The organism is Streptomyces sp. NPDC048825 (assembly GCF_043198355.1).
Lineage (GTDB): Bacteria > Actinomycetota > Actinomycetes > Streptomycetales > Streptomycetaceae > Streptomyces > Streptomyces xiangluensis.
Genome location: NZ_JBICUR010000013.1, coordinates 173,528 through 196,694, shown reverse-complemented (window position 1 = coordinate 196,694; position 23,167 = coordinate 173,528). Strand labels below are relative to the sequence as shown.

At 70.0% G+C, this 23,167-nt stretch carries 13 protein-coding genes and 1 tRNA gene; 6 read left to right on the top strand and 8 right to left on the bottom strand.

Features of this window, described 5'->3' with window-relative positions; translation table 11 throughout:
• Positions 1-434: 434 nt before the first annotated feature.
• From ACGFNK_RS29535 to ACGFNK_RS29510, 6 genes are all read left to right on the top strand, one after another.
• The gene (locus ACGFNK_RS29535; protein WP_393420715.1) at positions 435-2,555 is read left to right on the top strand and encodes a non-reducing end alpha-L-arabinofuranosidase family hydrolase; all 2,121 of its coding nucleotides are present in this window, start codon (positions 435-437) and stop codon (positions 2,553-2,555) included.
• Between the two features lie 425 nt (positions 2,556-2,980).
• Entirely contained in the window at positions 2,981-3,403 is a 423-nt protein-coding gene (locus ACGFNK_RS29530; protein WP_393420870.1) for a hypothetical protein, read from the top strand.
• Positions 3,393-4,049 carry a hypothetical protein gene (locus ACGFNK_RS29525; protein WP_393420713.1) on the top strand — a complete coding sequence of 219 codons (657 nt, stop codon included), beginning with the start codon at positions 3,393-3,395 and terminating at the stop codon, positions 4,047-4,049. The genes ACGFNK_RS29530 and ACGFNK_RS29525 overlap by 11 nt, the downstream gene beginning before the upstream one ends.
• 2 nt (positions 4,050-4,051) lie before the next feature.
• The gene (locus ACGFNK_RS29520; RefSeq protein ID WP_393420711.1) at positions 4,052-8,815 is read left to right on the top strand and encodes a putative T7SS-secreted protein; all 4,764 of its coding nucleotides are present in this window, start codon (positions 4,052-4,054) and stop codon (positions 8,813-8,815) included.
• 7 nt (positions 8,816-8,822) lie between these two features.
• Positions 8,823-9,581: a hypothetical protein gene (locus ACGFNK_RS29515; protein ID WP_393420709.1), complete on the top strand. Its 759-nt coding sequence runs from the start codon at positions 8,823-8,825 to the stop codon at positions 9,579-9,581.
• Between the two features lie 273 nt (positions 9,582-9,854).
• Positions 9,855-10,613: a hypothetical protein gene (locus ACGFNK_RS29510; RefSeq protein WP_393420707.1), complete on the top strand. Its 759-nt coding sequence runs from the start codon at positions 9,855-9,857 to the stop codon at positions 10,611-10,613.
• Positions 10,614-10,741: 128 nt separating this feature from the next.
• Here the strand turns inward: ACGFNK_RS29510 and ACGFNK_RS29505 are convergent.
• The 8 genes from ACGFNK_RS29505 to ACGFNK_RS29470 all read right to left on the bottom strand — a co-directional run bounded on the left by ACGFNK_RS29505 (position 10,742) and on the right by ACGFNK_RS29470 (position 23,075).
• Positions 10,742-10,818 (bottom strand) — tRNA-Thr (locus ACGFNK_RS29505).
• A 102-nt stretch (positions 10,819-10,920) separates the two neighbouring features.
• On the bottom strand, positions 10,921-12,552 hold the full coding sequence (locus tag ACGFNK_RS29500) for an alpha/beta hydrolase (RefSeq protein WP_393420705.1): 1,632 nt from the start codon (positions 12,550-12,552) through the stop codon (positions 10,921-10,923).
• A 143-nt stretch (positions 12,553-12,695) separates the two neighbouring features.
• A complete protein-coding gene (locus tag ACGFNK_RS29495) occupies positions 12,696-13,901 on the bottom strand; it encodes a DNA polymerase III subunit delta' (protein WP_393420703.1) in 1,206 nt (401 codons plus the stop codon).
• Positions 13,902-13,986: 85 nt separating this feature from the next.
• The gene (gene tmk, locus ACGFNK_RS29490; protein WP_393420701.1) at positions 13,987-17,169 is read right to left on the bottom strand and encodes a dTMP kinase; all 3,183 of its coding nucleotides are present in this window, start codon (positions 17,167-17,169) and stop codon (positions 13,987-13,989) included.
• Between the two features lie 77 nt (positions 17,170-17,246).
• Entirely contained in the window at positions 17,247-20,066 is a 2,820-nt protein-coding gene (gene topA, locus ACGFNK_RS29485) for a type I DNA topoisomerase (protein ID WP_393420699.1), read from the bottom strand.
• Between the two features lie 341 nt (positions 20,067-20,407).
• Complete coding sequence (locus ACGFNK_RS29480; RefSeq protein WP_393420697.1) at positions 20,408-20,605, bottom strand: hypothetical protein; 198 nt, start codon at positions 20,603-20,605, stop codon at positions 20,408-20,410.
• Between the two features lie 222 nt (positions 20,606-20,827).
• Positions 20,828-22,345 (bottom strand): methyltransferase, encoded by a 1,518-nt coding sequence (locus ACGFNK_RS29475; protein WP_393420695.1) that lies wholly within the window; start codon positions 22,343-22,345, stop codon positions 20,828-20,830.
• Positions 22,346-22,481: 136 nt separating this feature from the next.
• Entirely contained in the window at positions 22,482-23,075 is a 594-nt protein-coding gene (locus ACGFNK_RS29470; protein ID WP_393420693.1) for a small secreted protein, read from the bottom strand.
• Positions 23,076-23,167: the final 92 nt, after the last annotated feature.

Below are 23,167 nucleotides of genomic sequence, written 5' to 3'. Positions count from 1 at the left end.
CGCAACCGCCACCGATATCACTCCAAAGACCGTCACTGATGATCAGGGCGGCGCGCCTTTCCACAGGGACGACCGGACTGCGGGGCTTGGCATAACGCTTTTTGCCCGCGAGATGCATCACTGAGCAATCGTCCGGACGGTGCGACTTTTCTGTTACGAGGATGCGGGATCGGAGCCTCCACTTCGTGGGACGCCCTTCCCGCCGCTCACCATGACGTGCCGGCGTGGCAGGTTCCCCGACTTCCCACGTTGACGTATCCCCTGAAGAAAGCCGCTCCCATGACGCGACACACCCACGAACCCCGGGCGACCGGTACGCAGGAACAACCCCACGTCCTGCGCCGTACCCAGCCCGCGGCGGATCAGGCCGTACCGGCCGATGCGCGCACGATCACGGCACCCAGGGTGACCCGCGACCCTCGAAGAGAAGAATCATGAAGGGCCTGCACCGACTCGGCCGGCGTCGCCGAGCAGTGGTGATAGGACTGTCGGCCGCGGCGGCCGTGGCCGGTGTCGTGACGCTCCTCCCCAGCTCCGCCGGAGCCGCCACCCTGGGTACGCAGGCGGCCCCCTCGGGCAGGTACTTCGGCACCGCTGTGGCCGCCGGAAGGCTCGGTGACTCGACGTACTCCACGATCTTGGACCGGGAATTCAACATGATCACCCCGGAGAACGAGATGAAGTGGGACGCCACGGAACCCTCCCGGGGATCGTTCAACTTCGCTCCGGCCGACCAGATCGTCAGCCACGCGACCTCCCACGGGCAGCAGCTGCGCGGGCACACTCTGGTGTGGCACTCCCAGTTGCCCAACTGGGTCAGCGGCATCACCGACGCTGCCACGCTGCGCAGCGTGATGAACAACCACATCACCACCGAGATGACCCATTTCAAGGGCAAGATCCATTCCTGGGACGTGGTCAACGAGGCGTTCGCCGACGGATCCACCCAGCACCGCAGCTCGGTGTTCCAGAACGTGCTGGGCGACGGGTTCATCGAGGAGGCGTTCCGCACCGCCCGGGCGGCCGACCCGGCGGCCAAGCTTTGCTACAACGACTACAACATCGAGAACTGGACCGACGCCAAGACGCAGGGCGTGTACGCGATGGTGCGCGACTTCAAGTCCCGTGGCGTACCCATCGACTGTGTCGGGCTCCAGAGCCACTTCGGCGCCGGCGGGCCGCCGGCCAGCTTCGGCACCACGCTGTCGAACTTCGCCGCGCTGGGCGTGGACGTGCAGATCACCGAGCTGGACATCACCACCGCCCCGCCGACCGCGTACGCCAACACCGTCAAGGCGTGCCTGAACGTGTCGCGGTGCACGGGCATCACCGTGTGGGGCATCCGCGACAGCGACTCGTGGCGGAGCGCGGAGAACCCGCTGCTGTTCGACAGCGGCGGCAACCCGAAGCCGGCCTACGACGCCGTGATCAGCACCCTGGGCGCCGGCACCAGCGCGTCCGCCAGCCCGTCCGCCAGCCCGTCCGCCAGCTCGTCGTCGACTGATCAACCGCGCACAAAGCCCCGACGAGTCCGCCCAACGGCCAGCGGGACCACCACGTCCCCCTCCGCGTCCTCCTCCACGTCCGCCACCGGCTCCCTGCCGTCGACGTTCCAATGGACTTCCAGCGGTGCGTTGATCGCGCCGAAGTCGGATGCGAGCCACAACATCGCCGGGATCAAGGACCCGTCGGTGGTGCACTACAACGGCAAGTACCACGTGTTCGCCAGCGTGGCCGACGCGTCCGGGTACAGCATGGTGTACCTGAGCTTCACCGACTGGTCGCAGGCGGGTTCAGCCACCCATCACTACCTGGACCAATCGCCGATCGGCAAGGGGTATCGGGCCGCGCCGCAGGTGTTCTACTTCGCACCGCAGAACCTGTGGTACCTGGTGTACCAGACCGGTGATAACGCGTCGTACTCGACCAATGCGGATATCAGCAACCCGAACGGGTGGAGTGCCCCGAAGGGCTTCTACTCCTCAATGCCGACGATCATTTCGCAGAACATCGGCAACGGGTACTGGGTGGACATGTGGGTGATTTGCGATTCGGCGAACTGCTACCTGTTCTCCTCCGACGACAACGGACAGCTGTACCGGTCGCAGACCACGCTGTCGCAGTTCCCCAACGGGATGACCAACACCGTCATCGCCCTGCAGGACGCCAACCGCAACAACCTCTTCGAGGCTGCCAACGTCTACAAGGTCCAGGGCAAGAACCAGTACCTGCTGGCCGTGGAGGCGATCGGGTCGGACGGCCGGCGCTACTTCCGATCCTGGACATCGGGCAGCATCGACGGCTCGTGGACCGCGCTGGCAGCCAGTGAGAGCAACCCGTTCGCAGGGGCCGCCAACGTCACCTTCCCCGCGGGCGCGTGGTCCAAGGACATCAGCCACGGGGAGATGATCCGGGCCGGGTACGACCAGACCCTGACCATCAGCCCCTGCAAGATGCAGTACCTGTACCAAGGCAGAGACCCCAACTCCAGCACCGACTACAACAGCCTGCCCTGGAGACTCGGGCTATTGACTCAATCCAACTCCACCTGCTGATACTCCGGTCCGGCTTCGCGGTCTTGCGTCGGCCCGGACAGGAACGGAACGGCCACCGCGTGATCGACGGGGGTTGTGTGAACTCCCGAAGATCGCGTGGTGGCCGCGGGCCGTAGCGCGGCCCTTGCCGTCGGCGGTCGATGTTCATGACGACGGCGTCCACCCTGGCCGTTCCGGCCGGCAGCGTGGTCATGGTCGCGGTGCAGCGCAGGCTCGGCCACTCCTCGATTCGGGTCACCTCCGACATCCACACCAGCGTGCTGGAAGAGGTTGAGCGGGAAGCCGCCGCAGCGACCGTCGCCGTCGTCCCCCGGGAGCGGAAGAGGGTTCCGCCCCGGCCCGAGCAGACCTTCACGAGAACCGACCCTGTCATGCCGCGCGTCTTGATCTACGGTGCCGTCAGTCACCTACGACGGGGAGGGTCCGTGGAGCAGACAAGGACAGCGCTCGCCGAGCGAATTGCCGAGCGGAGAAGGGGGATCGGTGACCCTCGTGCGCTGGTCGGTGAGATGCGGCGCTCGGTCTTCCTGGTGCCGACGGCCGGCGGAGGCCTCTGGTCGGCGCGGTCGGGCGGGGTGCGGTGGATCTGCGGGTTCACCGACGAGGCCGCGCTGGCCCGGTTCGCGCTGCATCACTCATACGGTGATCAGCCCATGGACTACGCGACGCTGCTGGGCGCCCGCATCGTCGACGAGGTCGTGCCGTCTCTGGACGAGCCCGCCGGCCTTGCCGTCGACATTGCCACCGAGGACGGGTCGATGTTCTTCCCGCCGGTCGTCGGCATCGTCCCGGACCGCGTCGCCGTCGACTCCGGCGAGGCACAGGAGGGGCGCGACCTTGGGCGGTGACGGGCCTGACCTGCAATTCGACAAGGCGTCTGTCGCGAAGTTCACGCAGGGCGTGGGCGCGACCATCGACCAGCTCGGTGAACTCGGCGGCGCCACCGGTTCGGTGATGGGCAAGGGATTCTCGGAGCTGTCGATGACCGGGATGGAGGCCGGGCACCACGGACTCTCGGTCGACTTCGAGGACTTCTGCGAGCGCTGGGAGTGGGGTGTGCGAGCCCTGGTGAGTGATGCCAGTGCGCTCGCGAACCGCCTCGGCCTGGCGGCGGGCACCCAGTGGGAGCACGACCAGTACGTCGAGGGCTCACTGAAGGTGGGCGTCAACTCCGTGATGGGCGGCAACCCGCACGCCACCGAGGAGGAGATCACCCAGCAGGACTGGGGCGAGGTGGCCACGCCGGACGCCCTGAACCCGGACTGGAGCGCCGAGTCGTGGGAGCAGGCCGGTCAGGAGATGGAGCAGACGTGGAAGGACACCGGCCGCACCGTCCTCACCGAGGGTCAGGGCGGCCAGCGGTCGGAGATGCTCAACGACGCGCTCGGCATCTCCGACGACCAGTGGAACCAGGCACTGGACGACACCTTCGGCCCGTCGCCGGAGGAACGCGCCCAGCAGGCGCAGCAGCAGGGTGAGTCCGGGGGGAACTGACTGTGGGTATCGGCGACTTCATCAGTGACATCACGCCCGACTCGGTCGAGAACGCGGTCGAGGACGGCGTCGAGTGGACCGGCAACCGGGTCGAGGACGCCGGGAACTGGACCGCCGACCGGTTGGATGACGTCGGCTGGGAGTCCGGTGCGGACTGGGTGCGCGAGCAGTCCCGTTCGGTCGCCAACCGGATGGGCGCCGAGGTCGACGAGATGGACCTCGGGCAGACTGAGGACAAGACCAAGCTGATCTACGGCAGCCCCGCCGAGCTCGACGCCACCGCCAAGAAACTCCGGGCCTTCCAGTCGGCCTTCGACGACACCGGCGACGGTCTCAGGGGCCTCGACTCCTCCCGGCTCAAGGGCGAGGCGGCCGAAGCGCTGCGCACCGCGGTGAGCACCCAACCGCCCAAGTGGTACGCCGCCGCCGACGCTTGCGCGAAGGCGCTCGGCGCGCTCGACGCGTTCGCCGACACCGTCACCTGGGCGCAGGGACAGGCGCAGGCAGCGATCGACAAGTGGAAGGAGGGTGTCAAGGCGTCCGAGGACGCCGCCGACGCCCACCGCACGAAGGTCGACGGCTACAACGCCGCCGTCGACCGCTACAACGCCCAGCCCGCCGACGAGCGCGACCCGTCCTCGCTCCCTCCCAGGCCCGCGGAGACGTTCCACGACCCCGGCAAGCAGCTGATGCAGGATGCCCAGGACATCCTCGCCGAGGCCCGCAAGCAGCGGAACTCGGCGGCGGAGACCGCGCGTACGGCGGTCCGCGCCGCCCGCGACATGGCCCCGGAGAAGCCGTCGTACGCCGACCAGTTGAGCGACGGCGTCCAGGAACTGCAGATCATGGGCGACCACGTCGGCGGCGGCATCATCAAGGGCACGGCGGGGATCCTCAACTTCGTCCGGGGCATCAACCCCATGGACCCGTACAACCTCACGCACCCGGCCGAGTACGCCACGTCCCTCAACAGCCTTGCCGCCGGTCTGGTGGTCGCCGCCAACGACCCCATCGGCACCGGTACTCAGATGGTCAAGGACTTCATGAAGGACCCGGCCGAGGGCTTCGGCCGTCTGTTGCCGGATGTCGCACTGACCGTGGCCACGGGCGGCGGCGGCGCCGCGGTGAAGGGTGTGCGCATCGCCGAGGAGGCCGCCGACGCCGCACAGGCGCGCAAGCTGATCGACGACGACCCGGACGGCACCCACAACACCCCGGACGGCGATCGCAACCAGGGCGGCGACCCGGTGGACCTCGCCACGGGCCGGATGTACCTGCCCCAGACCGACGTCGAACTGCCCGGCATCCTGCCGCTGGTCTTCACCCGCCGCACCGAGTCCGGTTGCACGGTCGGCCGCTTCCTGGGGCCCGCCTGGACGTCCACCGTGGACGAGCGTCTGCAGATCGACGCCATCGGCGTCGTCCACGTCACCGCCGACGGGCTCCTGATCCCGTACCCGCACCCGGTCCCCGGCGCGCCCACCACCCCGGAAACGAGCAGGGCCCGCACCCTGCTGGCCCGCGACGCCGACGGCGACTACACGGTCACCGACCCCGACAGCGGGCTCACCTTCCACTTCACCGCCCCGTCCGGTGGCGAGCCGGGAGGCGACGGTACGGCCTGGCTGTCGGGCATCACCGAACGCAACGGCCACACGATCACCGTCGACCGCGGCGAGGACGGCCTGCCGCTGGCCCTGGTCCACTCGGCGGGCCACCAGGTGAAGCTGTCCGTCACCGACGGCCTGGTCACCGCCCTGTCCCTGGCCGGTGCGGGCGAGGGCGGCGCGGACCTGCCCCTGATGAGCTACGGCTACGAGGAGGACAACCTCACCGCCGTCACCAAGCCCTCCGGCGCCACCACCGCCTTCATCTACGACGACCGCCGCCGTGTCATCGCCTGGATCGACTCCAACGGAAGCCGCTACGACTACGTCTACGACGACCGCGACCGCGTCGTGGCGGAGGGCGGCGAGGCCGGCCACGTCCAGATCACCCTGGCCTACACCGAACCCGACCCCGAGACGGGCCACCGCACCACCACGCTCACCACCGCCGAGGGGCACGCGACCCGCCACGTGTTCGGCCCCGGCTGCCGACTCCTGGCCGTCACCGACCCGCTCGGCCACACCACCCGGTTCACCTACGACCCGCGCGGCAACCTTCTGACCCGCACCGATCCGCTGGGCCTCACCACCGCCTTCTGCTACGACGAGGACGGCCGGGCCGTCTCCGCCATCCGCCCCGACGGAAGCGAACTGCGTACCGTGCGCGGCCCGTTCGGTCTGCCGATGGAGGTCGTCGGGCCGGACGGCGCCCGCATGGTCCATGAGTTCGACGAACGCGGCAACCGCACGGCGGTCACCGACCAGGCCGGCTCCACCACCCGCTACACCTACGACCACGCAGGCCGACTCACCTCGGTCACCGATGCCCTCGGAGCCACGACACGCGTGGTGTGCGACGCGGCAGGGCTGCCCGTGGAGGTGACCGACCCGGCCGGCGCCATCACCCGCACGGAGCGGGACGCCCTGGGAAGGCCGGTCCGCATCATCGATCCTGTGGGCGGCGTCACCCGCCTGCAGTGGCACGCCGACGGGCAGCTCGCCCGGCGCACCGGCCCCGACGGCGCCACTCAGTCATGGACCTACGACGGCGAGGGCAACTGCGTCACCCACTCCGACGCGTCCGGTGGCGTCTCCCGCTTCGAGTACACCCACTTCGACCTGCCGGTCGCCCGCACGCGGCCCGACGGCGCCCGCTACGAGTTCGAGCACGACGCCGAGCTGCGCCTCACCCGCGTCACCAACCCGCAAGGGCTGACCTGGACCTACGCGTACGACGCCGCCGGCGACGTCGTCTCCGAGACCGACTTCGACGGCCGCACCCTCACCTACCGGGTGGACGCCGCGGGCCGGCTCGCCGCCCGCACCGACGCGCTCGGCGGGACCATCTCGTTCGAGCGCGACCAGCTCGGCCAGGTGGTCCGCAAGGACGTCGACGGCCAGGTGACGACCTACGCCTACGACAGGGCAGGACGTCTGCTGGAGGCGGCCGGACCGGACAGTGAACTCCGCTACCAGTACGACCGACGCGGACACACCAAGGCGGAACTCGTCGACGGCCGCCCCATCCTGTACGCCCACGACGTCCTGGGCCGCCGTACGCGCCGCACCACGCCCACCGGTCACGTCACCTCCTACTCCTACGGCTCCGAGGGACTGCCCCACCACCTGACCAGCGGCGGTCACCGGATCGACTTCACGCACGACGCCGCCGGCCGGGAACTCGCCCGCGTCTTCGGCAATACGATCACCATGGCCTCCGCCTGGGACGAAGCCGGACGGCTCTCCACGCAGCACATCACCGTCGGCGGGCGCGACGTCAACAGCCGCGCCTACTCCTACCGCGCCGACGGTCATCTGACCTCCGTAGCGGACCGGCTGTCGGGCTCCCGCACCTTCGACCTCGACCGGGTGGGCCGGGTCACCGCCGTCCACGCCCAGGGCTGGACGGAGCGGTACGCCTACGACGACACCGGCAACCAGACCTCGGCGTCCTGGCCCTCCGGCCACCCCGGCCGCGAGGCCACCGGACCGCGCTCCTACACCGGCACCACCCTCACCCGCGCCGGAGACGTCCGCTTCGAGTACGACGCCCTCGGCCGGGTCACCCTGCGGCAGAAGACCCGCCTCTCCCGCAAGCCGGACACCTGGCGCTACACATGGGACACGGAGAACCGCCTCACCTCCGTGACCACCCCCGACGGGACCCGGTGGAGGTACCGCTACGACCCGCTCGGCCGCCGCACCGCGAAACAGCGCCTGGCGGCCGACGGCGAGAGCGTGGTCGAGGAGGTCCGGTTCACCTGGGACGGGCTCACCCTGTGCGAACAGACCAGCCACCGGCCGGACGTTCCGAACACGGTCGCCCTCACCTGGGATCACCGGGATGTCGTCCCCCTGGCCCAGACCGAGCGCATCCTCACGGCCGACGACCGCCAGGAGGAGATCGACCGGCGGTTCTTCGCCATCGCCACCGACCTCGTCGGCACGCCGACCGAACTCATCGACGAGACGGGCGACATCGCCTGGCGCACCCGGAGCACGCTCTGGGGCACCACGGCCTGGTCCCGGGACAGCAGCGCGTACACCCCGCTGCGTTTCCCCGGCCAGTACTACGACCCCGAGACCGGCCTGCACTACAACTGCTTCCGCCACTACGACCCCGAGACCGGCCGCTACACCTCACCGGACCCGCTGGGCCTGGCTCCCGCGCCGAATCCTGTCGCGTACGTGGACAACCCGTACAGCGGGTGCGACCCGCTGGGCCTGATGCCCAAGTACACGAAGGAGGAGAAGGCGCAGAAGCGGATCGACAAGGTCGTGGACGAGGTCCTCGGGAGGGCACAGAACGGCGAGTTCAAGAAACACGCCGACTACCACGGGGACACATCGCACGGCTTCACCGACGAACGGGTCCTGGAGATCCTGAAGAATCCCGATGCCGTGTACCAGTCACAGGGCCAGTCAGGGAACTTCCTCTTCCGCAAGGACAATGACATCGCCGTGGTCTACGGGCCCGGCTCCAAGCAGGGCCAGGCCATCACGGCGTACGGAGAGTCGGGTATCAAGGGTGACTCCGGTGCGCAGGCGCTCGGCGGCAGTCCGTCGGACCCCGGCAAGCCGGTCACCCACGAGGACGTCGTGGAGGGCAGGATCCCCGGCAAGTTCGGCAACCTGGCCCCAGGAGTGCAGATCAGATGAGGCAGGAATGACCACGAAACTGTCGTTCGACGGCGACTGGCGCGCAACAGTGACGGACGATCCGCTGCACATCACCCCCCGCTTCACCGGCGACTCCGTCGATCTCGCGCGGTACGCGGACGTGAGCGAGCGTGAGCGGTTCGTCGCGGACACCTTCGGCAGCCAGCACTGGCTGTGGGACACGCCCGATGTCTTCCGGTTCGCCCCGGACAGCCGGAAGCTGGTCGGGGCCGAACTCCAGCTGCCGTACGTGTACGCCGCCGCCGAGACCTCCACCCGCCTTCCCGTCATGCCCGCCGTACGCCGGGGCGGGCTCCGCGCGGACGAGGTCCGGGATTTCCGGCATGAGATGTGCACGGTGCTGTGCCGCGCTCCCGGGGACACCGCGCTGATCTGCCTGCGCGACCTCGACGTCCTCGATGAGGCGCTGGAGGCCTGCATCGGCATCGCCCCCGACGTGGCACTCCTCGTCCAGCACGGCAACGTCGTCGGCTGGAGCCTCACCGACCCCGCGCGCTACCTCACCCCCGCGTACGCCGACCCCGACGCCAACCCGCCCTCCCCCTCCACCCACCGCCTGCTCACCGAATGCCTGGACCTCATCACCACGCCGGTGGTCGACGACGTGGTGGACGGCGAACCGGCCGCCCTGGCCCGCCTCCAGGCCGCCGACAAGGCCCTGCGCGAGCAGCGCGAGGACCGGCACCGGGCCGACACCCTGCTCGAGCTGATCGCCACCTACGTGGAGGACTACGGGAACTGGTAAACGAGGACGAAGACCAAGGAACTGGGCGGCGGGCCTGGGTGCGGTGCGGTCCGTGCGGATCGACGGGCGGGCGCCGACCGTGACACTGCGGCAAGGTCATCACGGCGTACGGCCCGTCGAGCATGGGGAGAGACTCCGGAGCCACGGCGCTGGGCAGCCTCCCCACCCCTCCCGGTGGGGCGATCACGCACGCGGACGTGGAGGAAGGCGGGATTCCGGCCAAGAACGGCTATATGGCTCCCTCAATGCGGATGCGATGAGGTGGCATTCACCATGAGACTCACCCTCGACGGCGACTGGCATGCGACGGTGACGGAGTATCCGTTGCGCATCACCCCGCGCTTCGACTTCCCGGGCCAATGTGTGCGCATTGCCGAGTACGCAGACGTGCAGGAATGGCAGCGGTTCCTCGTTGACACTTTCGGCAGCCAGGAGTGGCTGTGGGACGATCCCGACGAACTCCGGTTCGACCAGGCCGACCGGGGACTGGTCGGCGCCGGTTTCCGATTGCCCTATGAGTCCGCCTCTGCCGAGAGCCGTGCCCGCGTTCCCACCACACCCCCCGTCCATCCGGGCGGCCTTCGCGCGGACGAGGCCCGGGACTTCCGCCTGGAGGTGACCACGGAGCTATGCCGCGCCCCCGGGGACACCGTACTGACCTGCCTGCGCGACCTCGACGTCCTGGACGAACCGCTGGAGGCCCGTATCGGCATCGCCCCCGACGTGGCACTCCTCGTCCAGCACGGCACCGTCGTCGGCTGGAGCCTCACCGACCCTGCCCGGTACTTGACCACAAGGTTCGCCGTCCCCGACCCCAACCCGCCCGCTCCAGCCACCCGTCGCCTGCTCACCGAATGCCTGGAACTGATCACCACGCCTCTGCTCGACGAGGTGAAGAACCGGAACCCGGCCACCCTGGCCCGCCTCCGTGCACTCGCCAAGGCCCTTCGTAACCAGCACGAGGACCGACACCGCGCCGACGCTCTGCTCTCGCTCATCGGCAACCTGGTCGAGGACTACGGAAACTGGTGACGGCAAGCCGACGAAGCTGAGCGGCCCGCAATTGAGACCACGGGCACGAGGCGGCCCGCGCCCGCCGCCGACGCCGCATCCGCTGAACGCAAAAGCCCAGCTCAGACATTGTCTGAGCTGGGCTTGGATGGAGCCGCCTTCGGGATTCGAACCCGAGACCTACGCATTACGAGTGCGTTGCTCTGGCCATCTGAGCTAAGGCGGCGGGCTGCCCGCACTATGGTGCGATCGGCAACGCCGGTAAGTCTACACAGTTTCCGGGGGTGCTCCGTACGCGCCCTGGGGGCACCCCCGATGGGCCTCGTGATCAGGCGGCTGAGCAGCGCTTTCCCTGGGGTGGAGGGGTGCCTGCGAGGAGGTAGCGGTTGAGTGTGGAGTCGATGCAGTTGCTGCCGCGGCCGTATGCCGTGTGGCCGTCTCCGTCGTAGGTGAGGAGGGTGGCGGAGGAGAGCTGGGCGGCGAGGGACCGGGACCAGGCGTAGGGGGTCGCGGGGTCGCGGGTGGTACCGACCACGACGATGGGGGCGGCGCCCTTCGCCTCGATGCGACGGGGTTCGCCGGTCGGGTGGACCGGCCAGTACGTGCAGTTCAGGGAGGCCCAGGCCAGGCTCTCGCCGAAGACCGGCGAGGCCTTCTCGAAGGAGGGAAGGGCTTCTTCGAGTGCCTCGGGGGAGGAGAAGGCGGCCGGGAGGTCCAGGCAGTTGACCGCCGCGTTCGCGGACATCAGGTTCGCGTACTGGCCGTCGGGGCCGCGCTCGTAGTAGGTGTCGGCGAGGGTGAGCAGGCCCGCGCCGTCCTTGTTCCTCATGGCCGTGGTCAGGGCCTCCCGCAGTCGTGGCCAGGCCGCCTCGTCGTACATCGCCGTGATGACGCCCATCGTCGCCAGCGACTCCCCGAGCTTGCGGCCGTCCGCATCGCCGGCCTCGATGGGCGCGGCGTCGAGCTGCCGGAAGAAGGCTTTGAGGTTCTTGCCGACCTGGTCCGGTGTGGTGCGCGCGCCGCCCAGCGGGCAGTCGGACCTGCGTACGCAGTCCTTCGCGAAGGCCCGGAACGCCGTCTCGAAGCCGGCCGTCTGGTCCTCGTTCATCCGGCGCGCGGGCAGCGACGGGTCCATCGCGCCGTCCAGGACCAGCCGTCCCACCCGGTCCGGGTACAGGCCCGCGTACGTCGCACCCAGAAACGTTCCGTACGAGGCGCCGACGTACGTCAGCTTCTCGTCGCCCAGCACCGCCCGCAGGATGTCCATGTCGCGGGCCGCCTCGACCGTGGACACATGCCGCAGCACCCTGGCCGAGCGCCGCCCGCAGCCCTCCGTGAACTCCTTGACGGCGTCGACCAGTTGACCCTTCTCGCGACGGTTGTCGGGGGTGAGGTCCGCCTGCGTGTACTCGTCCATCTCCCGGCCGGTGAGGCATTCGACCGGCTCGCTGCGGGCGACGCCGCGCGGGTCGACGGCGACCATGTCGTAGCGCGCGCGGACCTCCTCCGGATATCCGACACCCGCGTACGACTGGACGTAACCGGTCGCCGAGCCGCCCGGGCCTCCCGGGTTGACCAGCAGCGAACCGATTCGCTTGCCCGGGCCCGTGGCCTTCTTGCGGGTGACGGCCAGCCTGATGTCGCCGGAGGCCGGCTTGGCATAGTCGAGCGGGGCCTTGAGCGTGGCGCACTGGAAGCCGGGGGCATCACAGCCGCGCCACTTCAGCTTCTGGCCGTAGTACGGAGCCAGCGCCGCCGGTGTGGCCTTGGGCAGCGCGTTCAGCGCCGAGGCCACCGCCCGGCTGGCCGAAGTCGTCGAACTCCCCACGGAACAGGCGGAGATGAGCAGCCCGGCGAGCGCGAGCAGAGTGCCGCACACGCGAAGGAACCGGCGAGAAGGGGATGAATGAGCCTGATGCCAGGAAGGGCGGGAACGAGTTGCTCTAGTCCGGATTGTCATGAAATGGCGCCTGTTGCACATCAAGCGAGCGTAACCCTGTGCGATGAATCGGCCACCGAAGGTCGCCCTCGCGCCTCATACGAGTGACCCGTCAACGTGCCGCATGCCAGCCCCCTGCCTCTGTGCCCACTGCCCCCTGGCCCTCACCCCGCCCGCAGTGCCATCGTCATCGCCTCCACCGCAAGCAGCGGCGCCACATTGCGGTCGAGGGCCTCGCGGCAGGCGGCGATCGCTTCTATGCGGCGCAGGGTGGTCTCTGGGGTCGTGCCGCGGGCGAGGCGCTCCAGCGTGTCCTGCATCTCCGTGTTGGCAAGGGCTCGGCTGGTGCCGAACTGGAGGGCGAGGACGTCGCGGTAGAAGGCCGTGAGGTCGATCAGGGCGAGGTCCAGGCTGTCGCGCTGCGTACGGGTCCTGCGGCGCTTCTGCTTGTCCTCCAGTTCCTTCATCACGCCCGCTGTGCCGCGCGGCATCCGGCCGCCCTGGGCCGCGCCGAGCGCCGCCTTCAGCTCCTCGGTCTCCTTGGCGTCGATCTCCTCGGCCATCTGCTTGGCGTCCTCGGAGGCCGCGTCGATCAGCTCCTGGGCCGCCTTCAGGCAGCCGCCGATGTCGTCGACACGGAGTGGGAGCTTGAGGACGGCGGCGCGGCGCTCGCGGGCGCTCGGGTCCGTGGCCAGGCGGCGGGCGCGGCCCACGTGACCCTGGGTGGCACGGGCGGCGACGGCCGCGACATCCGGTTCGATGCCGTCGCGGCGTACGAGGATGTCGGCGACCGCCGCCACAGGAGGCGTCCTCAGCGTGAGATGGCGGCAGCGGGAGCGGATGGTCGGCAGGACGTCCTCCAGGGAGGGCGCGCACAGGAGCCAGACCGTACGGGGGGCGGGCTCCTCCACGGCTTTCAGCAAGACGTTGCCCGCACCCTCCGTCAGGCGGTCGGCGTCCTCCATGACGATGACCTGCCAGCGGCCCGTGGCGGGCGACATCTGGGCACGGCGCACCAGGTCACGGGTCTCCTTGACGCCGATCGACAGGAGGTCGGTGCGGACGATCTCCACATCGGCGTGCGTACCGATCAGGCTCGTATGGCAGCCGTCGCAGAACCCGCAGCCGGGGGATCCGCCGAGGGCGCGGTCGGGGCTCACGCACTGGAGAGCCGCAGCGAAAGCCCTCGCCGCCGTGGAACGGCCCGAGCCCGGCGGCCCCGTGAACAGCCAGGCGTGCGTCATCTTCGACGTCTCGGGCAGTGGGGTGGCGGCGGCCACGGCCGTGACCAGCGCGTCGGCGTCCCGGGCGGCGGCGTCGAGCTGCTCGCTCACCTTCTCCTGACCCACCAGGTCGTCCCATACGGGCATGGGTTGCCGCCCCTCCGTCGCACATCTGCCTTGCCGCGTCCCATTGTGCGGGAGGGCACCGACAACGGGGCCTCACGCCTTCACGTCAGCGCCCGCGACGCCCCCGCCGGCCACGCCCCTCGTCGAGGTCATCGTCCTCACGCGGGCCCAGCAACTCGTCCGCCAGCGTCGGGAGATCGTCCAGCGGGGTCTCCTCTGCCCAGTCCGAGCGGTGCCGCCGAGGCGAACCCCCCTCGGCCTCGACCTGGGGCAGCTCACGGGTGCGGTCGTCGGAGCCGTCGGGCGCCGGCCGCTCGTCGCGGAAGTACCCCGGAGGCACCCGGCGCCCCGGGTCGCTGCCCCGCTGCTCGCCGCCACGGTCGTCCCGTACGGCCTGGTCCTCCCTTACGGGAGGAAGGACGGCCGTCTCGTCCGCGTCCGGGCGCACCGGAGGAAGCACCGCCGTCTCGTCCGCGGCCCCCTCCGGCGCCGGAGGCTGCGGCAGCACGGCTGTCTCCTCCGCGTCGGGCCCAGTTTCGGGAGCGTCGCCGGGCGGCACGGGACGCAGCACTGTGGTCTCGTCGTCCGCCGGCCCAGCGGGCGCGTTCGTGGGCGGCACGACGGGCGTGGGCGTCGGCACCGTGACCTCGTTGTCGGGGGTGGTCGCCGGAGAACCGGAACCCGAACCCTCCGCCGCGGCAGCAGCCTCGGCTGCCGCAGCCGCCCCCCTGCGGGCCTCCTCCGCCCGGAGCAACGCCTCCTCGGCCTTCCGCTGCTTCTCCAGGCGCCGCGCCTCGGCCTCCGCCCGGAGCCGCGCCTCCTCCTCGGCCTGCTTGCGCAGGCGCTCCTGCTCGGCCGCGCGGGCCTGCTCCTCCGCGAGCCGTCGCTTCCGCTCCTCCTCGGCCCTCCGACGCGCCTCCTCGGCCTGCTGCCGGGCCACCTCGGCCTGCCGCTCCAGCTCGCGCCGCTGGGCCTCCTCCAGCTCGCGCCGCTTGCGTTCCTCTTCCTCCGCTCGCAGCCGGGCGAGCTGCTCCTGCCGCTCGCGCTCCAGGCGCTCCTCCTCGGCCTTGCGGGCGGCCTCTTCCTCGGCGCGCCGCCGCGCCTCCTCCTCGGCCGCCTTACGGGCCTCCTCCTGGGCTTTCACCTCGGCCTCGGAGAGCGGCAGCATCATGTCGAGCCGGTGCCGGACGACGGTGGTGACGGCCTCGGGCTCCTGCCCGGCGTCGACCACCAGGTAGCGCGTGGGGTCGGCGGCGGCGAGCGTCAGGAAACCGGCCCGCACGCGCGCGTGGAACTCGGCGGGCTCGGACTCCAGCCGGTCCGGCGCCTCCGTGAATCGCTCCCTCGCGGTCTCCGGCGGCACATCGAGCAGCACGGTCAGATGAGGCACCAGCCCATTGGTCGCCCATCGCGAGATCCGCGCGATCTCGGTCGGGGACAGATCGCGACCGGCCCCCTGGTACGCCACGGACGAGTCGGTGTAGCGGTCCGAGACGACCACCGCGCCCCGCTCCAGCGCGGGCCGCACCACGGTGTCCACGTGCTCGGCACGGTCGGCGGCGTACAGCAGCGCCTCCGCGCGGTTGGACAGCCCGGCCGACGACACGTCCAGCAGGATCGACCGCAGCCGCTTGCCCACGGGTGTGGCCCCCGGCTCGCGCGTCAGCACGACCTCATGTCCCTTGGACCGGATCCACTCCGCGAGCGCCTCGGCCTGCGTCGACTTCCCGGCCCCGTCACCGCCCTCCAGGGCGATGAAGAACCCGTTCGCAGCCGGTGCCGTCGCGGGCTCGTCCCCGCCCCGCAGCGCGTCCCGCAGGTCGTGCCGCAGCGGTACGCCGGAACGGTCGTCGACCTTGGCCAGCACCAGCGCGGCGACCGGCAGCAGGAGCGCGCCGACCAGCATCAGGGTGAACGCCGCGCCCCCGTGCGCGAACACGAACTTGCCGTTCTCCAGCCGGTGCGGCCCGATCGCCGCCGCCAGCACGGGGGCCACGAGTGCGCCCAGGGCGACGTAGACCCGTACGACCGCGTGGAGATGTTCCGTCGTACGCGCCCGACGGTAGTCCTCGGCCTCCTGGTCGAGCAGCGTGTGCCCGGTGTTCGCGGCGGTGCCCGCGCCGATGCCCGCGAGCGCCGAGAGCAGGATGACCATGGTGACGTCCGGGACGATTCCGGCGGCGAGCAGCGCGAGGCCCGTGAACGCGATGGCCAGCGAGAGCAGCCGGCGCCGCGACAGCGGAGGCAGCACCTTCGGAGCCGTACGGATGCCTACGACGACGCCGCCCGTCAGGGCCGCCACCAGCAGCCCGTACATCACCGGCCCGCCGCCCAGGTCCTTGGCGTGCAGCACGGAGACGGCCACCGCGGCGGCGATTGCGGCGGCGACGGCGGCGCAGGCCAGAACCAGCAGCGGAAGCGAGCCCGTACGTCCCTTGTCGACGCCGGTGCCCGACTTGGGGCGGCGCAGGCCCTCGAGCGGTGACCGCGCGCGCGGGGTGCGTGCGTCGGGGAGTTCGAGGACGGTCAGCACCGTCAGCGAGGCGGCGAACAGGCCCGCCGCGACGTACGACGCGAGCGCCGCCTGATGCTGGTCGAACCAGGCGATTCCGGCGCCCAGGAGGTTGTTGAGGAGCCCGGCCACGACGAGAGCGGCGGCCGCGAGGGGCACTGCCACGAATCCCGTACGCAGCGACAGGCGGCGCAGCGTCTCCGTGTGGTCCGGCAGCGGGCGGACTGCCGCGCCCTCCAGGGGCGCCGCGGGCAACAGGGCGGGCGCCGCGCTCTCCCGGCACACCGTCCAGAAGCGCTCGGCGACTCCGGTGACGAACGCGGTCACCAGGATCACGGCCAGCGCGTCGTCGGGCGTCCAGTCGATCCACAGGGGCGCGATGATCAGCAGCACGACCCGTACACCGTCCGCGCCGACCATGGTCCAGCGGCGGTTGAGCGGCCCCTCCTGGGAGGTCAGGGAGGTGAGCGGTCCGAGGAGTACGGCTCCGAAGAGCAGCGTCGCGAGTATCCGCGCCCCGAAGACGGCCGAGACGGCGAAGGCCACCCCGCGGTAGTTCCCCCCGAAGGACCCCGCCGCGACCGCCGCCTGGAGCGCGAGCGCGACCAGGACGAGCAGCGCGAGGGCGTCGCCGACGCTGCCCACGAGCTGAGCGCTCCACAGCCGCTTCAACTGCGGTACGCGCAGCAGCGCGCGGACGGCACGCTCTCGTGAATCTGCGACCAGGGCGTCGTCTGGGGCCGGGGTGTGGGCCGTTGGCTGCTCCGCTCGCGTCATGCGTTCAGCCTATCGGGAGGCACCGACAACCCCGAAGGGCGGCCACCACATGCGGACGAGGGGCCTCCGCGGGGCGCTCAGCCCTCCGAAGCCGTCGCCTTCTTGGTGGCTGCCTTCTTGGCCGGAGCCTTCTTGGCAGGCGTCTTCGAAGTCGTCGTCTTCTTGGCTGCCGTTTTCTTGGCAGGGGCCTTCTTGGTGGCCGTTTTCTTCGCGACGGCCTTCTTGGCCGTCTTCTTGGCGGGTGCCTTCGCGCGCTTCTCCGCGAGCAGCTCGTAACCCCGCTCCGGGGTGATCTCCTCGACGCTGTCGCCGGACCGCAGGGTCGCGTTGGTCTCGCCGTCGGTGACGTACGGCCCGAAGCGCCCGTCCTTGACGACGACCGGCTTCCCGCTGACCGGGTCCTCGCCGAGCTCCTTCAGCGGCGGCTTGGCCGCGGCGCGCCCGCGCTGCTTGGGCTGGGCGTAGATGGCGAGGGCCTCTTCCAGCGTGATCGTGAAGAGCTGGTCCTCGGACTGCAGCGAACGCGAGTCCGTGCCTTTCTTCAGGTACGGCCCGTAGCGCCCGTTCTGCGCGGTGATCTCCACACCCTCGGCGTCCTTGCCGACGACGCGCGGCAGCGACATCAGCTTGAGCGCGTCCTCCAGCGTCACCGTGTCCAGGGACATCGACTTGAAGAGCGAGGCCGTACGCGGCTTGACCGCGTTCTTGCCGGTCTTCGGGGTGCCCTCGGGGAGCACTTCGGTGACATACGGCCCGTAGCGCCCGTCCTTGGCGACGATCTGGTGGCCCGTGGCGGGGTCGGCGCCCAGCTCGAAGTCGCCGCTCGGCTTGGCGAGCAGTTCCTCCGCGTACTCCACCGACAGCTCGTCCGGAGCCAGATCGTCCGGGACGTCCGCGCGCTGGTGGTTCTCGGAGTCCTTCTCGCCGCGCTCGACGTAAGGGCCGTAGCGCCCGACGCGCAGCACGATGTCGTTGCCCACCGGGAACGACGACACCTCGCGGGCGTCGATCGCGCCCAGGTCGGTGACGAGTTCCTTGAGGCCGCCCAGGTGGTCCCCGTCGCCGTTGCCGGCTTCGGCGGCGCTGCTGTCGCCGCCCGCGCCCTCACCGAAGTAGAAGCGCTTCAGCCACGGCACGGCGCGCGCCTCGCCCCGCGCGATGCGGTCGAGGTCGTCCTCCATCTTCGCGGTGAAGCTGTAGTCGACGAGCCGCCCGAAGTGCTTCTCCAGGAGGTTGACCACGGCGAAGGACAAGAAGGAGGGCACCAGGGCCGTGCCCTTCTTGAAGACATAGCCGCGGTCGAGGATGGTCCCGATGATCGACGCGTACGTAGACGGGCGGCCGATCTCGCGCTCCTCGAGCTCCTTGACCAGGCTGGCCTCGGTGTAGCGGGCCGGAGGCTTGGTCGCGTGGCCGTCGACCGAGATCTCCTGGGCGGACAGCGCGTCGCCCTCGTTGACCTGGGGCAGCCGGCGCTCGCGGTCGTCCAGCTCGGCGTTCGGGTCATCCGCGCCCTCGACGTACGCCTTCAGGAAGCCGTGGAAGGTGATCGTCTTGCCGGACGCGCTGAACTCGGCGTCCCGGCCGTCCGCTGCGCGGCCACCGATCTTCACCGTGACGGAGTTCCCGGTCGCGTCCTTCATCTGGGAGGCGACGGTCCGCTTCCAGATCAGCTCATAGAGCCTGAACTGGTCGCCGGTCAGTCCGGTCTCGGCAGGCGTACGGAAGCGGTCCCCGGAGGGGCGGATCGCCTCGTGCGCCTCCTGCGCGTTCTTGACCTTCCCGGCGTACGTCCGCGGCTGCGCCGGCAGATAGTCGGCGCCGTACAGCTGCGTGACCTGCGCGCGGGCCGCGGCGACCGCGGTGTCCGAGAGGGTCGTGGAGTCCGTACGCATATAGGTGATGAAGCCGTTCTCGTACAGCTTCTGTGCCACCTGCATCGTGGCCTTCGCGCCGAAACCGAGCTTGCGCGAGGCCTCCTGCTGCATCGTCGTCGTACGGAACGGGGCGTACGGGGAGCGACGATACGGCTTGGACTCGACGGACCGTACGGAGAAGTCGGTGTTCTCCAGGGCGGCGGCGAGCGCGCGAGCGTTCGCCTCGTCCAGGTGGAGCGTGTTCGCGCTCTTGATCTGCCCGAGCGAGTCGAAGTCGCGGCCCTGGGCGACACGCCTGCCGTCGACCGTCGTCAGGCGGGCGACCAAGGAGGACGGGTCGCTCTTGTCGCCGACGCGGCCCGTGCCGAAGGTGCCCGTCAGGTCCCAGTACTCGGCGGAACGGAACGCGATGCGCTCGCGCTCCCGCTCGACGACCAGGCGGGTCGCCACGGACTGGACTCGGCCCGCCGACAGGCGCGGCATGACCTTCTTCCACAGGACCGGCGAGACCTCGTAGCCGTAGAGGCGGTCGAGGATGCGGCGGGTCTCCTGGGCGTCGACGAGCTTCTGGTTGAGCTCGCGCGGGTTGGCGACGGCGGCCTGGATCGCGGCCTTGGTGATCTCGTGGAAGACCATCCGCTTGACCGGGACCTTGGGCTTGAGCACCTCCTGGAGGTGCCAGGCGATGGCCTCGCCCTCGCGGTCCTCATCGGTGGCGAGGAAGAGCTCGTCGGAGTCGCGCAGCAGGTCCTTGAGCTTCTTGACCTGGGCCCTCTTGTCGGCGTTGACGACATAGATGGGCTGGAAGTCGTGCTCGACGTCCACGCCGAGGCGGCGTACCTCGCCGGTGTACTTCTCGGGCACCTCCGCGGCGCCGTTGGGGAGGTCGCGGATGTGCCCGACGCTCGCTTCGACGACGTAGCCGGGGCCGAGATAGCCCTTGATCGTCTTCGCCTTGGCAGGCGACTCGACGATGACGAGTCGGCGGCCGCCGTGTGCGGTCTCGCTGGTCGGGGACAACTTCGCTCTTCTCTCCGGTCGACGCAGGGGGTTCGCCCCAGGCGCTGGTCCCAGGGGTCGGGTCGTGCTGACGCTGCGGAGTGTGACGGTACATCCCGCCCCCGTGTCAAACGGGAAAAGCCCGCAACGGCCACTCGAACGGTAACCCGACTCCCGGCATTCCTGCCGCCCGGAGTGTGGACCTGCTGGTTCAGCCCTAAACGGAGGGTGAGTTCTCAGTTACGGAAACGGCGGAATCATGACGGCTGGAGATCTTGCCTCCGACCTTTCTGAGGCAACAACTCCGGTTCACCGGAGGGCATCGCTCAGGGAACGGGAGTCACACCGGAACACGCGCCTGTTCAGATGCGTGTGAAGCACCACACCGCGAGAAACAGCGCGGCCGTCCCGGCGAAGCTCGCGACCATCGCGGACGCGGCCGGGCTCATCCCGTCGGCGACGGGTTCGCGGTGCCGCAGCCGGGCCGCGGTCCACACCAGCAGTCCGGCTCCGAACAGGGCGAACACCGATCCCGCGAAGACCGCCGGTCCGTTCTCCATGGTTCGTTCCCTTCGCCCTTGAGTGCCCAAGGACGGGAGACTGACACCTCCGGGAAGCGAGCACGCGAACCCATGGTGAACGCACGGCGGACAGACCCGTGCGGCTCGCCGCGCACACCACACGCCCAGCGCCGTGCCGGCTCGGTTCGAATGCGCGGCCGGAGCGATTTCGCGCCATCCATGACGGCTCGGCGGTCGTGGGGCTTCCGCCCACCCGGCTGCTCACCCGGCGGGCTCGAGAAATCCCTGCTCGATCAGCAGCCGGATCTGCGCAGGCGTACGGTCCCGCAGCAACACCGGGTCCTCGCCGATCAGTTGGGCGATGGCATCCAGAATCCGCCCAGCGCTGAGCTGGCCGTCGCACACACCCGCGAAGCCCGCGCCCACCGTGTCCACCCTGGTGGCCCGCCGCATCCCGCGGTTCTGGCGCAGCACGACATGCTCCGGATCCTCTGCGCCGGGCAGCCCGACCTGCTCCTGAACGATCTCGCCCGCGAGCTTGAAATGCCCGGCGAGCAGCGCCGCATCGTCGTGCGCGCGCAGATAGTCCACGCGGTCGAAGTGCGCGCGCACCGTCTCGCCGAGCGGCTGTTCGACGGGATGCGGCCACTCCTCCACGACGACCGAGGGCTGCGCGGCCCCCGACTTGCGCAGGGTGATCCACCCGAAGCCCACGGCTCTGACCTTCCGCGTCTCGAACTCGTCGAGCCACGCGTCGTACCGCGTCTGGTACCCCACCGGATCCGAACGGTGATCACCGGCGTCCCGCAGCCACAGTTCGGCGTACTGCATGACGTCCTGCACCTCGCGCTGCACGACCCACGCGTCACAGTCGCGCGGCACCCACGAGCGCAGCCGGTCCTGCCAGTCCTCCCCCTCCACGTGCTGCCAGTTGGCAAGGAACTGCGCATATCCCCCTTCGTTGAGATGAGCTCCCGCCCCTTGAACGAGCGCCCGGCACAGATCGTCCCCGCCCATCCCGCCGTCCCGGTAGGTGAGCCGGGCGCCGGGAGAGATGACGAAGGGCGGGTTGGAGACGATCAGGTCGTACGTCTGCTCGCCCACCGGCTCGAACAGCGAGCCCTCGCGCAGATCGGCCCCCGGGGCGCCGGACAGGGCGAGCGTGAGCGCGGTGATGTGCAGCGCGCGCGGGTTGACGTCGGTCGCAGTCACACGCGTGGCGTGCTGTGCGGCGTGCAGCGCCTGGATTCCGGAGCCGGTGCCGAGATCGAGCGCCGACGCGACGGGCGTACGCACCGTGACGCCCGCCAGGGTCGTGGACGCGCCGCCCACGCCGAGTACGACCCGTTCATCATGACTGCCGATGCCGCCGGCTCCTCCGACCGCGCATCCGAGGTCCGAGACGATGAACCAGTCCTCGCCGCCGGGTCCCCCGAACGGCCGGACATCGACCGTCGCCGCGACCTCGTCGCCGCCGGTCCGGGTCAGCCAGCCGCCCTCCAGGCAGTCCTGAACCGGCAGTACGTCCGCCACGCGCACGTGCCGCACGGGCTGCTGCAACAGGAACAGCCGTACGAGTGTCTCCAGCGGCGTGTCGCCCCGGGTCGCGCGGAGCGCGGGCACGGTCTCGCTCCGGGCCAGCGCCGCATACGCAGAGGCGCCCAGCAGATCGAGCAGGCCGTCGGCGCTGAAGGAGGCGCCCAGGAGGGCGTCCCGCAGCCGGGCGGTGACGTCGGAGCGGTCGGTAGAGGGCAGCGTTGCCAGGCTGGTGTTACTCACGCCTCCATTGTTGCCGCTCCCGCCGACCGGACGCGTGTCCCTGTGGACAACATGCCGCCTGTGGACAACATGCCGATGGCCCGGCATGCGCGCGTACCGGGCCATCTCCTGGCTGACGAACGATCGGGCTCCTCTGTCAGCCGTTGGTCGCCGACGGCGACCCGGAGGCCGACTTGCAGCTCTCCTGCTTGGCCATCGCCTGGCCCACCTCGCCCTCCTGCAGCTTGTTGAGGGCGACGTTGCCGCTCTGGCCCAGCTTGTCCAGCTCGGTGGCGATGTCCTTGAGCCCGTCCGCGAACTTCCCCTGGTCCTTCGTGTCGAGCGCGTCGACCTGCTTCTTGAGGTCGGCGTACGACGTGGAGATGCCGTCGAGCTCCTTGACGGCGTCCGCCTGCTTCTTCTTTCCGTCCTCGACATCCGGCGCCCCGGCCTTCTTCACGGCGGCGCCGATCGCCTTGTAGGCGTCGGACATGTCCTGGAAGGCCTGGGAGTCCGTCTTCTGGACGTCCGCCGGCGTGCTGTTGTCCGAGGTCTGCTTCTGGATGGAGGTGTTGGCGGCCTCGATCTTCTTCGCCTGCGGCTGCACCTCGTCACAGACCTCTTTGGCCCAGGAGTTCAGCTTTTCGCTGCTGTCGTCGTCTCCGCCACATCCCGACAGCGCCAGTACCAGTACCGCACCGCCGGACAGTGCGGCCGCGAGCTTCTTGTTCACCGGATTGGTCCCTTCCATGGCTCTCGGCCCCGGAACATACACGCCAAGTGGGCGACACCCACGAGATGGAAGTCCGATTTGTAAAATATCGTAGCCATTTGTACCAAGCG